Origin of the sequence: Mesorhizobium sp. M0590 (assembly GCF_040320905.1) — a bacterium.
Lineage (GTDB): Bacteria > Pseudomonadota > Alphaproteobacteria > Rhizobiales > Rhizobiaceae > Mesorhizobium.
The window spans coordinates 33,618-47,404 of record NZ_JAMYQN010000016.1 but is presented as its reverse complement, the minus strand read 5'-3'; the positions used below and the strand labels follow the sequence as shown (position 1 = coordinate 47,404).

Here is a 13,787-nt window from a genome sequence, read left to right as displayed (position 1 = left end):
AACCACCGGACCTTGCATGAGCATGTTCAGCCGAATTTTGACGGGCGGATTAACCGCGGTCGTTCTCGCTTCTATGGTGGCGCTTGCTACTGCGCAGGAATTGGCGCCGCCTGCGCCGGACGCGTCGGTGGCGCCTGCAGCACCCGCAGTATCCGAGCGCATCACCAATCCAGTCGCTGAATTCGCCGGCATCGACAAGATCACCGGCCGTATCATCACCTTCGATGTCTACATCGACGAGACGGTTCAGTTCGGCGCTTTGCAGGTGACGCCGCGCATCTGCTATTCGCGGCCCGAAAACGAAGAGCCGAAGACGGATTCGTTCGTCGAGGTCGACGAGATCACGCTCGATCGGAAGATACGCCGTATCTTCACCGGCTGGATGTTTGCCGAAAGCCCCGGGATCAACGCCGTCGAGCATGCCGTCTATGATATCTGGCTGAAGGGCTGCAAGCAGAAGTCCGACGTGCCGGCACCCGCCGCCCCCAAAACCAACTAGAATCTGTCAGTGCGCGGCGGATACCGCGCCCTGCGGAACCGCCGCGTTGCCCGAGCGTTGGTGCCTCTCTACGGAGGACGTTGCCATGATGATGGCCAACAAGAACGAACTTCTCGACATCGAAAGGGGATTCTGGAGCGGCGGTGCCGACTATTTCAAGGCCAATGCCGATACCGACTGCCTGGTGGCCTTCCCGCAGATGGCGCGGGTGATGAGCAATACCGATCTGGCCGCAACTGCCACGGACCCGAACCGCTGGCGCGATCTCGACATCGACCTCAAGGGCATCATCGAGCCGGGCAGCGACATCGTCATGCTGACCTACGAGGCGCGTGCGACGCGGCAAGATGGCGAAGCCTATGCGGCGCTGGTCAGCACCGGCTATGTCCACCGCGTCAATGGCTGGAAGATGATGTTCCACGCACAGACGCCGCTGGTGACGGCAGAAAAAGGCTGACCGGCCGCAAGAGCAATTCCAGGAAAGTGTGAACGGCTTTCCGTCCGGAATTGCGTTTCTGTGAAACGATGAACCATTCCAGGTTATGGAAAAAACACGGCCTCGCCCTTCAGCGCCTCGGCCAGCATCTTCTCGTACTTGCCGCGCGGCACGTCGATTGCACCGAAGCGTTTGAGATGCTCGGTGGTGAACTGCGTATCGAGCAGTGCAAAGCCACGCGCCTTCAGGCGTTCGACGAGGTGAACCAGGCAGGCCTTTGACGCGTCGGTCTCCCTGGCGAACATGCTCTCGCCGAAGAACACGCGGCCGAGCGATACGCCGTAGAGCCCCCCGACCAATCGGTCGTTGTGCCAGGCCTCGACCGAATGGCAATGGCCCATCCGATGCAGCTCGATATAGGCTTCGCGGATCGGCGCGTTGATCCAGGTCGACCGACGTTCCTCGCGCCTTTCGGCGCAGGCCTCGATCGTCGCCTCGAAGTCGAAATCGATGCGGAACTCGAACAGGTTCTTGCGGATCGTCTTTCTCAGGCTTTTCGGTATGTGGAACCCGTCGAGCGGAATGATGCCGCGCGTCTCCGGCCGCACCCAGAATACTTCGGGGTCATTGGCGCTTTCGGCCATCGGGAAGACGCCGGAGGCATAGGCTTTGAGCAACAGGTCGGTCGGGATGCGATAACCGGGTGCGTAGGGACGGGTCATCGCTTCGCCCCTGTGTCACTCGCCTTCGGCCAGGTATTTTTCCAGCCAGTGGATATCGTAGTCGCCATTAGCGATGTCGGCGTTGCCAACGAGGTCGCGAAACAGTGGCAGCGTCGTCTTGATGCCGTCGACGACGAATTCGTCGAGCGCGCGCCGCAGCCGCATCATGCATTCGACGCGGTTGCGGCCATGCACGATCAGCTTGCCGATCAGGCTGTCGTAGTAGGGCGGGATCTTGTAGCCGGAATAGACGCCGGAATCGACACGGATGCCGAGGCCGCCCGGCGTGTGGAAATGGGTGATGGTGCCCGGCGAGGGGGTGAAGGTGCGCGGATCCTCGGCATTGATGCGGCATTCGATGGCATGGCCGTGGAAGCGGATGTCCTCCTGGCGCACCGAAAGTCCGCCGCCCGAGGCGACGCGGATCTGCTCGTGCACGAGGTCGATGCCGGTAATCGCCTCGGTCACCGGATGTTCGACCTGCAGGCGCGTGTTCATCTCGATGAAATAGAACTCGCCGTCCTCATAGAGGAATTCGATGGTGCCGGCGCCGGAATAGCCGAGATCGGCGATCGCCCTGGCGCAGACGCCGCCAATATGCGCGCGCTCCTCGGCATTGAGCGCCGGCGAGGGCGCTTCTTCCCAGACCTTCTGGTGGCGGCGCTGCAGCGAGCAGTCGCGCTCGCCGAAATGCACGCCGCGCCCGGCGCCGTCGCCGAACACCTGCACTTCGATATGGCGCGGCTTCTGCAGATATTTCTCGATATAGACTGCGTCGTCGCCGAAGGCCGCACCCGCCTCCGAGCGTGCCGTCTGCAGCGCCACCTCGAGATCGGCCTCGCTACGCGCCACTTTCATGCCGCGCCCGCCGCCGCCGGCCGACGCCTTGATGATTACGGGGTAGCCGATCGCGGCGGCAATGCGCTTGGCTTCCTTGTCCTCGGTGACCGCGCCGTCGGAGCCGGGCACCACGGGAATGCCGAGGCGTTTTGCGGTACGCTTGGCCTCGATCTTGTCACCCATGATGCGGATATGGTCGCCGGTCGGGCCGATGAAGGTGATGTTGTGCGCGGCGAGGATGTCGGCGAACTTGGCGTTCTCCGACAGAAAACCGTAGCCGGGATGCACCGCGTCGGCGCCGGTGATCTCGCAGGCGGCGACGATCTGGTGGATGTTGAGATAGCTGTCGCGCGACGGCGGCGGGCCGATGCAGACGCTCTCGTCGGCGAGACGCACATGCATGGCGTCGGCGTCGGCGGTCGAATGCACCACCACCGTCTGGATGCCGAGCTCCTTGCAGGCGCGCAGCACCCTGAGGGCGATTTCGCCGCGATTGGCGATGAGGATTTTCTGGAACATCTTTCGCCTGTTCCCGGCTCTACTCGATCACGACGAGCGGCATACCATATTCGACCGGCTGCGCATCTTCAAACAGGATCGCCGTCACCGTGCCGGCGCGCGGCGAGGGGATCTGGTTCATCGTCTTCATTGCTTCGATGATCAGCAGCGTCTGGCCTTCCTTGACCTTCTGGCCGATTTCGATGAACGGCCTGGCGTCGGGCGACGGTGCCAGATAGGCGGTGCCGACCATCGGCGAGGCAACGGCGTTCTTCGACACGTCGGGCGTCGCCGGCGCGGCCGCTGCCGCAGGCTGCGCGGCTGCCGGGGCATAGGCCGGCTGAGCTGTGGCGACGGCATGGACGGCCGGGGCCTGCCGCGAGACGCGCACCTTCAGATCGCCCAGCTCGACCTCGATCTCGGTCAGGTTGGTGTCGTTCAGTATGCCCGCCAGATCGCGGATCAGCTGCTGGTCAACACCGTTCTTCTTTATCGACATTTTCGAGCCTTCTGTTTGTTGGCCGGTCATAGGCGTGCAGCCAGCGCCTGCAGCGCCAGCGTGTAGCCGAGCGGCCCGAACCCGCAGATCATGCCGACGGCGACCGGCGCGACCATGGAGACGTGGCGGAATGGTTCCCGCGCGTGGATGTTGGAGAGATGCACCTCAGCGACCGGCAGCGGCGCGACAGCGCGGATGGCATCGTGAATGGCGATCGAGGTATGGCCGTAGGCGCCCGGATTGATGACGATCGCGGCGGCCTTGTCGGCGGCCTCCTGGATCCAGTCGACGAGGTCGCCCTCATGGTTCGACTGGCGGAAATCGATCTCCAGCCCAAGTGCGGCACCTGCCTGCTTGCAGTCGTCGGCGATCGCGGCAAGCGTCTTGCCGCCATAGATGCCTGGCTCGCGCTTGCCGAGCGCGTTGAGATTGGGGCCGTTCAGGACGAAAACCGTTTTCAAAATATGCCGACCTTTCCCGGCGCGGCTAAGCCGGCGCGCCGGACCCTCTATAATGGGCATAGACGCTGGCGAAAAGAGCGCAAGTGCGTTCTTTCGCCGTCCACAACAGCCGGAAAACGGCCCGTGCCGGAAACCCGCAGCCTAATCGAAACCCGAATGCTGATCAGAGCGCGGCCTTCGCCGCCTCGATCTTTTCGGCCAGCACTTCCTGGCCAAGCGCGCCGAACACCACCTCGTTGCCGACGACATAGGACGGCGTTCCGGTGATGGCGAGCTTGGTGGCGAGGTCATAGGTCTTGGAGAAGGCCTCGGTGATGCTCGGGTCCTTCATCTTTTCGCGCAGCGCCGCCTCGTCGGCGCCGAGCGACAGCGCCACCTTGATTGCCGCCGCCTCGGTGGCGCGCCCCTGGCCGCCGAGCAGCGCATTGTGGAATTCGCCGTATTTCTCCGGCTTCATCAAATGGAAGGCCATCGAGACGACGCTCGCCTTCTGCGAATCCGGGCCGAGGATCGGGAACTCCTTGAGTACGAAGCGCAGGTCCGGATCGGCCTTGGTCAGCGCGCGCATGTCGTCGATGGCGCGTTTGCAGTAGCCGCAATTATAATCATAGAATTCGACGATGGTGACCTTGCCGTTCGGATTGCCGACAACACCGTCGAAGGAGGAATTGAAGATCTGGTCCTTGGCGTCTTTGATGACGCCGAGACTGGCGACGCGCTGTTCTTCCTTCTGCTTGGCCTCGAGTGCCTGCTGTGCCTCCAGAAGCACTTCCGGGTTCTTCAGGAGATAGTCGCGGACGATGCCTTCGACTTCGGTGCGGTCGAGCTTGGTACCCGAGGACGCCGTCTGGGCAAGCTGCGCCGTGCCGGCCTTCGCCGTCTGCGGATTGCCGGCGACGAAGCCGAATGCCAGCATGGCGAGAGCCGCTGCCACTCCGGTAGTGCCCAGCAGAATTGCCTTGGTCATGATCCTCGATCCTCTTGCCCGTGTTCCGGTCCGCTCGCTTTGGCTGTGTCGCAGCCTGCGTCCGAAAGGTTCACTTCTTCTTACCTGATGGTGCGTAGTTTATAATGTCCTGCGCGCGAAGCCAGCCCGGCTCGCCCCGCTTCATGCTCTGCTGCGCCCGCATGGCGAAGATTTTCGCATTCTTGTAGTCGCCGGAATAGAAATGCCCTTCGGCGGTTGCAAGCTCGGCGGCCGGGATGTTGCCGAGTTCCCCGTAAGCCTGTGCCAGATAGCGGTATCCGGCGGCGTTTTCGCGATCCCGTCCGAGGCCGGTGTTGATCTGCGCCACCGCCTTCTTCAGCGAATCCTGCGTGCCGATCGCCATCAGCGCCTGGCCGTAAGAGACCGGCAGCAGCCCCGATCGCGCCGGATCGAGGCTGACCGACTTGGCATAGGCGTCCGCCGCATCCTTCGGCCGGTTCGCCTTCATCAGGATGTCGCCGCGTAATTCCTGGAAATAGGGATTTTTCGGCTGTTCCTTGATCAACGCGTTGGTCTTGGTGAGCGCCGACGCCAGATTGCCGAAAAGATAGGTCATCTGCGCGTCGCCATAGCGTGAGGCGAGGCTGCCGGGGTTCTTGCGCATCAATCGCGACGCCGCCGCCTGGCCCTGCATGTAGGCGGCGATCTTGATGCGCATCATGTCGTGGCGCTGCTGCAGTGCCGGCGGGTCGACCTTGTCGACGTAAGGGCTCTGCTTCACCAGCACTTCGAGATTGGCGATACGCTCCTGCGGCATCGGATGGCTGATCCTGTAGGGATCGACTTGCGCGCCCGAGAGCGACAATGCGTTCTGGAAGCGGCCAAACGTCTTCAGCATGCCCATGCCGGACTGGCCGGTTGCATTGAGATAGGTGATCGCCGAACGGTCGGCGGTCATCTCTTCGGTGCGCTGATAAGCGAGGATACTGCGTTGCGCCATCTCGCCGCCGCCGGCCACCACGCCCATGCCGGCGCCGGCGAGACCGCGGCTGTTGCTGGTGGCGCCGGCCACCATGGCGCCGGCGCCAAGCAGCGTCGCCAGGATCGCCATCGTCTTGGCGCGCTCGAGCTGTTCTCGCAATTTCTGCTGGTGTCCGCCGGCGATATGGCCGGCCTCGTGGGCAATGACGCCAATGATCTCGTTGGGCGTTTCGGCCGTCATCAGCGCGCCGGTGTTGATGAACAGGCGGCGGCCGGCAACAAAGGCGTTGAAGCTCTGGTCGTTGACCAGCACGATGTTGATGGCGTCGCCCGACAAGCCCGCCGCCTTGAAGATCGGCCGCGCGTAATCGCGCACCAGCGCCTCGATCTCGGCATCGCGCACAACCGGCACATTCTGCGCAAAAGCATTGACCGAGCCGGCCATGGCGACCACCGCGGCAAGCGAAAGCGTCGCGAGGGCGCGCGCTGTCCTGGCGATCGTCGATTTGGGTCGGCTCAACATGGCAGGTCCACTGGTAGACGAGTGGGCGAAGGATGAAAAGTCGGCAGCCTAAACTTACCGAACTTGTGATCCCCACACCAATCGGGCATTTGTGCGGCGCGGCCAGCATGGCCGGCACGTGCGGACAAGTGTGGTGGATTGAAAAATGGTTGTTTCGCTTTCGCGCCGCGGCGCGGTCGAACCGTTCCATGCCATGGACATCCTGGCCGAGGCGAATCGGCTGAAAGCCAAGGGCCTGCCGGTCGTTTCCATGGCCGTCGGCCAGCCTTCCGATCCGGCGCCGGCCGGGGTTCGCGAAGCGGCGGCCAATGCCTTGAAAGCAGGCCGCATCGGCTATACCGACGCGCTGGGCCTCGCCGGCCTGCGCAAGGCGATCGCGGCGCATTATGGCGAGCACTACGGGCTTGACGTTTCGCCCGAGCGGATAGCCGTCACCACCGGATCGTCGGCTGCCTTCAACCTCGCTTTCCTGGCAATGTTCGATCCAGGCGACCGCGTCGCCATCGCTGCGCCCGGCTATCCTGCCTATCGCAACATCATGGCCGCGCTCGGCATCGACGTCGCCGAGATCGAGTTGGACGGCGCCGCCTATCTGCATGCCGAGCACCTGCAAGCCGCGCATCGCGAAAAACCGCTGAAGGGCGTGCTGTTCGCCAGCCCGGCCAACCCGACCGGCGCGGTCATTCCCGCCGGCGATCTCGAGGCGCTGGTCGAGACGGCGCAAGAGCTCGGCATCGCCGTCATCTCGGACGAAATCTACCACCGGCTGGCCTATGCGGCGCCCGACACGACGGCGCTTGCTTTCGGCGCGGATGTGACGGTGATCAATTCCTTCTCGAAATATTATTGCATGACCGGCTGGCGCATCGGCTGGATGGTGCTGCCGCAGGAACTGGTGCGGCCAGTCGAGCGCATCGCCCAGAGCCTCTACATCTCGCCGCCCGAACTGTCCCAGATTGCCGCGATCGAGGCATTCAAGGCGACGCCAGAGCTGGAAGCGGTGAAGGCGCGCTATGCCTGGAACCGCGAGCTCCTGATGCAACGCCTGCCGGAGCTCGGCTTTGCTTTGGCCGCGCCGATGGACGGCGCGTTCTACGCCTTCTGCGACGTCACCAGGCACACCAATGACAGCATGGCGTTTGCGCGCCGGATGCTTGCCGAGGCGCATGTGGCTGCGACGCCGGGCCGCGATTTCGACCCGCTGCAAGGCCATCGTACGATGCGCTTTTCCTATGCCGGCAGCCACGACGACATGGTCGAGGCGATGGCGCGTATCGAACGCTGGCTGAAGTAGCGGGTGCGACGATGCCGGAGTTTGATCAGGCGCCCCAACTCGAACATGCGTTGCGCGAGGTCGCTGCCGAAATGGCGGAGCGTACCGATCGCGGCGACGTCGCCAGCTATATTCCCCAGCTCGGCAAGATCGACCCGAAAAAATTCGGCATTGCCGCGGTGACCAATGACGGCCGCGTGCTGACCGCGGGCGATGCCGACGAGGCGTTTTCGATCCAGAGCATCTCAAAGGTGTTCACGCTGACGCTGGCGCTCGGCAATGTCGGCGACGCGCTGTGGCAGCGGGTTGGGCGCGAACCTTCGGGCAATCCGTTCAACTCGATCGTCCAGCTCGAGCACGAGAACGGCATTCCGCGCAATCCATTCATCAATGCCGGCGCCATCGTGGTCTCGGACATCCTGCTTGCCGGCCATCAGCCGCGCGAGGCGATCGGCGAGATCCTGCGCTTCATCCAGTTCCTGGCCGATGACGACACCATCATCATCGACCGCGAGGTCGCGGCGTCCGAACGCGCCACCGGCTTTCGCAATTTCGCACTTGCCAATTACATGAAATCGTTCGGTAATCTCAATCACGCGCCGGAGCTGGCGCTGGGCGTCTATTTCCACCATTGCGCTATCGCCATGAGCTGCCGGCAACTGGCCCTGGCCGGCCGCTTCCTTGCCAATGGCGGCAAGAACCCGGCGACCGGGCATTCCGTCGTCTCGGCAGAGCGCGCCCGCCGCATCGGCGCGATGATGCTGACCTGCGGCCACTATGACGGCTCCGGCGACTTCGCTTTCCGCGTCGGCATTCCCGGCAAGAGCGGCGTTGGCGGCGGCATATTGGGGATCGTGCCGGGCGTCACCTCGCTTGCCGTCTGGTCCCCTGGCCTCAATGCCAATGGCAATTCGAGGCTGGGGTCGATCGCGCTGGAAAAATTGGCGAAGACGATGAACTGGTCGATCTTCGCGCCATAAGCATTTTGCAGCCAAATGGAATCATTTGGCGTCCGCACAAATGCGGCAAAACAAACAGTTAGAGCGGAATGCCCCATTCAATTTGAATGCATTCCGCTCTGGTGCCTGTCGCCTGAATTGGGGCAAAAAAATCCCGCGCAGCCGATCGGCAGCGCGGGATTTTTTTAATCAGAAAGTCTGGCTAATGCACGGAAAGGCTTAGAAAAAGCCCTTCCGTTGCCACCAGCCGGCACGCTTCGGCTTGTCCTCGGCCTTTGCTTCCTCGGTCTTTGCCTCGTCGGGGACGATCGAGGAGACGACCGGCACGACCGGAGCATCCACCGGTACGGGCTTGCGCCGCGACGGCCGGACCTTCGGCGTTTCCTCGGCAGCCGCCGCTTCGGTCTCCTGCGAAGCCGGCGCAGCGGTCTCGCCGGAAGCCACGGAGGCGGCCTCGGCAGCCGATGTCTCGGCGCCCGCAATCTCGGCAACTGCTTCCGCCGCAACCTTCTTCGGCTTGGCGGCACGGCGCGGCTTCTTCGGCTTTTCGGCGCTCGGCATGTCGTCGTTCGCCGGAGCAAGCACCGCAAGCTCTTCGGCCGGCGGCGCACCTTCCGGCTCGCCGATTACGGGCTCTGCTTCCGACACGGCACCTTCCGTCATGGCGGTGGGCTCGCCGGGGGCAGCTTCCAAGCCGTCCTCGCCGTCCTCACGGCGATTGCGCTTGCCGCCGCGCTTGCCGCGCCGGCGCTTCTTGCCGTGACCGTCGTCCGCCGCTTCCGCCGTTTCGGCAACACCGGCCGGCGTTTCACGTTCCGCTTCGGCGCCTTGATCGCCGGCGGCTACGAAGGCATCGTCTATCGGCGCCGAAACGGAAGCACCTTCCACAGCAGCGCCATGCTCGCGATCGGCGTGTTCACGTTCCCCGTGTTCACGATCCCCGTGTTCACGATCCTTGCCGCCGCGCCGTCTGCGGCGCTTGCGGCGCTTGCGATCGCGGCCTTCGCCGTCCTCGCCGGACCTTGGCTGCTGCGGCTGCTGGGCAGGGCGTGGCTGCTCGGCCTGCACCGGTGCCTCGTCTTCCTCTTCGATGACGATCTCGTCCTCGGGTTCTTCCGGCTCGACATAGGCCGGGAACGTGCGCGCCTCGACAAAGCCTTCCGGCTTTTCGGCCAGCGCGCCGCGGAAGATGGCATAGTGTTGTGCACCGACCGCGTCATCGGCTTCGATGGTGATGGTCACGCCGAAGCGGTGCTCGAATTCCACCAGCGTGCCGCGCTTGTGATTGAGCACATAGAGCGCGGTCGCCGCCGGCGTCCGCACCGTGATGTGGCTGCGCGAATCCTTGAGCAGGAATTCCTCGATTGCCCGCACCACCATCAGCGCGACCGACGAATCGGAGCGCACATGGCCGGTGCCGCCGCAATGCGGGCAAGGCTTCATGGTCGATTCCAGCACGCTGGCACGGATGCGCTGGCGCGACATCTCCATCAGGCCGAAATGCGAGATGCGGCCGACCTGGATGCGGGCACGATCGTTCTTGAGGTGATCCTTCAGCCGCTTCTCGACGGAGCGGTTGTTGCGGTTCTCCTCCATATCGATGAAGTCGATGACGATGAGGCCGGCGAGATCGCGCAGCCTCAATTGCCGGGCGACTTCCTCGGCGGCTTCCAGATTGGTGTGAAGTGCGGTGTCCTCGATCGAGTGCTCCTTGGTGGAACGGCCCGAATTGACATCGATGGCGACCAGCGCTTCCGTCTGGTTGATGATGATGTAGCCGCCGCTCTTCAGCGTCACCTGCGGCTGCAGCATGCGGTCGAGCTGCGCTTCGATGCCGTTGCGCACAAAGATCGGCGTCGTGTCGCGGAACGGCTGAACCACCTTGGCGTGGCTCGGCATCAGCATGCGCATGAAGTCCTTGGCCTCGCGGTAGCCTTCTTCGCCGGAAACCAGGATCTCGTCGATATCCTTGTTGTAAAGGTCGCGCACCGAGCGCTTGATCAGGCTGCCTTCCTCGTAAACCAGGGCAGGGGCCGTGGATTGCAGCGTCAGATTGCGGACGTTTTCCCAAAGCCGCATCAAATATTCATAGTCGCGCTTGATCTCTGCCTTGGTGCGGCTTTCGCCTGCCGTACGCAGGATGACACCCATGCCTTGCGGCACTTCGAGATCGGCGACCACTTCCTTCAGCCGCTTGCGGTCCTGCGCATTGGTGATCTTGCGCGAAATACCGCCGCCGCGTGCCGTGTTCGGCATCAGCACCGAATAGCGGCCGGCCAGTGACAGGTAGGTGGTCAGCGCTGCACCCTTGTTGCCGCGCTCTTCCTTGACGACCTGTACCAGCAGGATCTGCCGGCGCTTGATCACTTCCTGGATCTTGTACTGGCGGCGCACCGGCTTGCGGCGGTTGCGCACTTCTTCCAGCGCGTCCTCGGCGCCGACCGATTCGACCTCGTGATCGTCCGGATGTGAGGATTGCACCTCTTCCAGCATGCCGCGGTCATTGTCTTCGGAGGTTGCTTCGCCGCTTGTCTCTGCCCCGCTTGTCTCGACTTGTGGAACGGCTTCGGAGATTACATCGGCATCGACGCTGGCAGCGATGGAACTCGATCCGCCTTCGGAAGGCTCGGTCTCGCCGCTATCGGCGACTTCATCGCTCTGCCCGGCGGCACCCTCGCTCTGTCCGGCAATGTCGGACATGGTGTTGTCGGCAACGGCATCCAGCTTTTCTGCGACGGCATCTTCGCCGTTCTCGCCATTCTCACCGTCGGCCGCGCCTGCCTCGCGCCTGTGCTCGCCGCGGTCGCGGCTCTTGCCGCCGCGCCGGCGTCCGCGCTTGCCACGGTCGCGGCTCTGGCGGTCCTCGCCTTCGGCGGCTTCCTCGTCCTCTTCGTCCTGGGCTTCCTGTGCTTCCGCACGCAGCAGCGCCTGACGGTCGGCGACCGGAATCTGGTAGTAGTCGGGATGTATTTCACTGAAGGCGAGGAAACCGTGACGGTTGCCGCCATATTCGACAAAGGCTGCCTGGAGGGAAGGTTCGACGCGCGTTACGCGGGCGAGATAGATATTTCCTTTGAGCTGCTTCTTGTCCTGGGATTCAAAGTCGAATTCTTCAATACGGTTACCGCGAACGACGACAACGCGTGTTTCCTCCGGGTGGGAGGCGTCTATCAGCATTTTGTTGGGCATTATTTCGTTTCCTCCCGGCAGCCGTCGGCCGCAGCTTGCAGGACACTGCCCGCTGCCGTGGACCTGGAACATGGGTGCCGGACAATTGAACGTCCGCCGGCCGCTGCCTGAGCGCCATGGCGGTGCCGCCCGCAGCCGTAGTGGCGCGGTTTGTTGCGGACCTTTCCATGATTGCGCTTGAAGCCATCGTCACCAGCAGAACCTTTTGAACCAAAGCCCGGAAAAAACCGGACCAGCTTGTTTGCTCATACAGAGCCGGCACGGGACAATCCCGGCCGTTTTGCTCACGCAGGCGATTCCCCCGCCACGGGAGCACGCCTGCGAAAATCGTCGCGATCACCGATGCCTTCTTCGCCTGAAGCGAAAGGAGCCGTCTTGCGTCTGACCTGTAGCAGGAAGCTGCGGAGGAGGACGGTTCCAGGATTGCAGTGATCCACCATCGCTTTTATGATTTGGCGGGTTGGAAGGCAACCCCGATTCCCGATGCCGGCAAAAAGCCGTTCCGCAGCGGAAGCCCCGGTTCCAAGCCTTCCATGAAAAGGCTTGGTTAACCTTCTCTGGATACCAATCGTTAATCGAGTTCGCGGCCTGCCAGCACTTTGACAAGCAATAGGGCACTTCGACAAGCGATCGGGCATGACGCCAACGGGAGCGATTGGTAGAAAGATGGGACTGGCAGGCTTCGCAGACAAGGGCCGTCATCATGGAGGCTGGTTCTTCCGCACCGCCTGCCTGCTGCCGCTGATCCTGGCTTGCCTGGTCTTTTCGCCGCTTTCGCGTGCTGCCGACGCACCGCTCGGTGCCATAAGCTACAAGATGGCCGGCGATGCCACCAAGATGCGTATCGTCATCAATTTCGACCGCGAGCCCGACATCAAATGGTTCCTGCTGCGCGGCCCCAATCGCCTGGTCATCGATCTCCCGGCCACGAGATTCGCCCTCAATGCCAAGGATATGAAGCCGCGCGGGCTTGTCCGCGCCGTGCGTTACGGCGGACTCGGCGAGGGGAAATCGCGGCTGATTCTCACCGGCAAGGGACCGTTCGCCGTCGACAATCTCGACGTGCTCAAGAACGATGACGGCAACGGCTACCGCATCGCCATCGACATGTCGGCGGCCTCGCAGCGGGAATTCGACGCAGCGCTCGCCAATCAGGCGCTGACCACCGGTTCGACGGTCTCCGCCGACAAGGCCGGCAGGGTCGGTACCGGGCCGGTCTCCAATCCGGGCCATCGTTTCACCGTCGTCATCGATCCCGGCCATGGCGGCATCGACGGCGGCGCCGAGGGCCTGAACGGGACGGTCGAGAAGAACGTGACGCTCGCCTTCGCCATGGAACTGCGCGACAAGCTCGCCGCCGGCGGCAAATACGACGTGTTCCTGACACGTGAGACCGACGTGTTCCTGCGGCTCGACGACCGCGTGCGCATTGCCCGCCAGCATGAGGCCGACCTGCTCATCTCGATCCATGCCGACACGATCAGCCTCAAGGGCATTCGCGGCGCAACGGTCTACACCGTGTCCGACAAGGCTTCCGATCCCGAGGCGCAGGCGCTTGCCGACCGTGAAAATCTTTCCGACCAGTTCGCCGGCATGGAGATCAAGGACGACAGCAAGGAAGTGACCGATATCCTGATCGACCTGATCCGCCGCGAGACGCATAATTTTTCGATGAGCTTCGCCCATACTCTCGTCGGACAGCTTTCCACCAGCGTCGGTCTGATCAACAACCCGCAGCGTTCTGCCGGCTTCAAGGTGCTGAAAGCGCCGGACGTTCCATCCGTGCTGGTCGAACTCGGCTATCTGTCGAACGCCAAGGACGAAGCGCAATTGCTCAGCGCCGATTGGCGCAACAAGGCGACCCAGAGCATAACCAACGCCGTTGCCCTATTTGCTTCGGCCAAGAGCGGAACGGGGGCCGGAGGCTGAAATGTCCGCCGGCGCCCACAACCTGAAGCAGCGTTGCACGGCGACAACAC

12 protein-coding genes are annotated in these 13,787 nt (G+C 63.1%); 5 read left to right on the top strand and 7 right to left on the bottom strand.

Annotated elements, in window-relative coordinates; translation table 11 throughout:
* Positions 1-16: 16 nt before the first annotated feature.
* Positions 17-499, top strand: coding sequence for a DUF2155 domain-containing protein (locus tag NKI52_RS23965; protein ID WP_023674819.1), 483 nt, complete (start codon positions 17-19; stop codon positions 497-499).
* 88 nt (positions 500-587) lie between these two features.
* Positions 588-956 (top strand): hypothetical protein, encoded by a 369-nt coding sequence (locus NKI52_RS23960; protein ID WP_352700008.1) that lies wholly within the window; start codon positions 588-590, stop codon positions 954-956.
* Positions 957-1,039: 83 nt separating this feature from the next.
* Here the strand turns inward: NKI52_RS23960 and aat are convergent, their stop codons facing one another.
* The 6 genes from aat to NKI52_RS23930 all read right to left on the bottom strand — a co-directional run bounded on the left by aat (position 1,040) and on the right by NKI52_RS23930 (position 6,387).
* Positions 1,040-1,657 (bottom strand): leucyl/phenylalanyl-tRNA--protein transferase, encoded by a 618-nt coding sequence (gene aat, locus NKI52_RS23955; RefSeq protein ID WP_023674821.1) that lies wholly within the window; start codon positions 1,655-1,657, stop codon positions 1,040-1,042.
* A gap of 15 nt (positions 1,658-1,672) precedes the next feature.
* Complete coding sequence (accC, locus tag NKI52_RS23950; protein WP_023674822.1) at positions 1,673-3,016, bottom strand: acetyl-CoA carboxylase biotin carboxylase subunit; 1,344 nt, start codon at positions 3,014-3,016, stop codon at positions 1,673-1,675.
* A gap of 19 nt (positions 3,017-3,035) precedes the next feature.
* Positions 3,036-3,494, bottom strand: coding sequence for an acetyl-CoA carboxylase biotin carboxyl carrier protein (accB, locus tag NKI52_RS23945; protein WP_023674823.1), 459 nt, complete (start codon positions 3,492-3,494; stop codon positions 3,036-3,038).
* Between the two features lie 26 nt (positions 3,495-3,520).
* Positions 3,521-3,955 carry a type II 3-dehydroquinate dehydratase gene (gene aroQ / locus NKI52_RS23940; RefSeq protein WP_031211260.1) on the bottom strand — a complete coding sequence of 145 codons (435 nt, stop codon included), beginning with the start codon at positions 3,953-3,955 and terminating at the stop codon, positions 3,521-3,523.
* Between the two features lie 163 nt (positions 3,956-4,118).
* Positions 4,119-4,922 carry a DsbA family protein gene (locus NKI52_RS23935; RefSeq protein WP_023674825.1) on the bottom strand — a complete coding sequence of 268 codons (804 nt, stop codon included), beginning with the start codon at positions 4,920-4,922 and terminating at the stop codon, positions 4,119-4,121.
* Positions 4,923-4,992: 70 nt separating this feature from the next.
* Positions 4,993-6,387 carry a M48 family metalloprotease gene (locus NKI52_RS23930; RefSeq protein WP_352472763.1) on the bottom strand — a complete coding sequence of 465 codons (1,395 nt, stop codon included), beginning with the start codon at positions 6,385-6,387 and terminating at the stop codon, positions 4,993-4,995.
* Positions 6,388-6,532: 145 nt separating this feature from the next.
* On the opposite strand from NKI52_RS23930, the gene NKI52_RS23925 reads away from it, so the two are divergent.
* Complete coding sequence (locus tag NKI52_RS23925) at positions 6,533-7,681, top strand: pyridoxal phosphate-dependent aminotransferase (protein ID WP_352699919.1); 1,149 nt, start codon at positions 6,533-6,535, stop codon at positions 7,679-7,681.
* A gap of 11 nt (positions 7,682-7,692) precedes the next feature.
* Complete coding sequence (locus NKI52_RS23920) at positions 7,693-8,640, top strand: glutaminase (protein WP_352593829.1); 948 nt, start codon at positions 7,693-7,695, stop codon at positions 8,638-8,640.
* A gap of 198 nt (positions 8,641-8,838) precedes the next feature.
* Here NKI52_RS23920 and NKI52_RS23915 read toward each other — a convergent pair whose 3' ends face one another.
* The gene (locus NKI52_RS23915; RefSeq protein WP_352699917.1) at positions 8,839-11,808 is read right to left on the bottom strand and encodes an Rne/Rng family ribonuclease; all 2,970 of its coding nucleotides are present in this window, start codon (positions 11,806-11,808) and stop codon (positions 8,839-8,841) included.
* A gap of 666 nt (positions 11,809-12,474) precedes the next feature.
* Here NKI52_RS23915 and NKI52_RS23910 point away from each other — a divergent pair.
* Positions 12,475-13,737, top strand: a complete 1,263-nt coding sequence (locus tag NKI52_RS23910) for an N-acetylmuramoyl-L-alanine amidase (RefSeq protein ID WP_352593831.1) — start codon at positions 12,475-12,477, stop codon at positions 13,735-13,737.
* Positions 13,738-13,787 lie beyond the last annotated feature (50 nt).

Coding starts and splice junctions, on each gene's coding strand:
- NKI52_RS23965 (WP_023674819.1), top strand. CDS start 17: ATGAGCATGTTCAGCCGAATTTTGACGGGCGGATTAACCGCGGTCGTT.
- NKI52_RS23960 (WP_352700008.1), top strand. CDS start 588: ATGATGGCCAACAAGAACGAACTTCTCGACATCGAAAGGGGATTCTGG.
- aat (WP_023674821.1), bottom strand. CDS start 1,657: ATGACCCGTCCCTACGCACCCGGTTATCGCATCCCGACCGACCTGTTG.
- accC (WP_023674822.1), bottom strand. CDS start 3,016: ATGTTCCAGAAAATCCTCATCGCCAATCGCGGCGAAATCGCCCTCAGG.
- accB (WP_023674823.1), bottom strand. CDS start 3,494: ATGTCGATAAAGAAGAACGGTGTTGACCAGCAGCTGATCCGCGATCTG.
- NKI52_RS23935 (WP_023674825.1), bottom strand. CDS start 4,922: ATGACCAAGGCAATTCTGCTGGGCACTACCGGAGTGGCAGCGGCTCTC.
- NKI52_RS23930 (WP_352472763.1), bottom strand. CDS start 6,387: ATGTTGAGCCGACCCAAATCGACGATCGCCAGGACAGCGCGCGCCCTC.
- NKI52_RS23925 (WP_352699919.1), top strand. CDS start 6,533: ATGGTTGTTTCGCTTTCGCGCCGCGGCGCGGTCGAACCGTTCCATGCC.
- NKI52_RS23920 (WP_352593829.1), top strand. CDS start 7,693: ATGCCGGAGTTTGATCAGGCGCCCCAACTCGAACATGCGTTGCGCGAG.
- NKI52_RS23915 (WP_352699917.1), bottom strand. CDS start 11,808: ATGCCCAACAAAATGCTGATAGACGCCTCCCACCCGGAGGAAACACGC.
- NKI52_RS23910 (WP_352593831.1), top strand. CDS start 12,475: ATGGGACTGGCAGGCTTCGCAGACAAGGGCCGTCATCATGGAGGCTGG.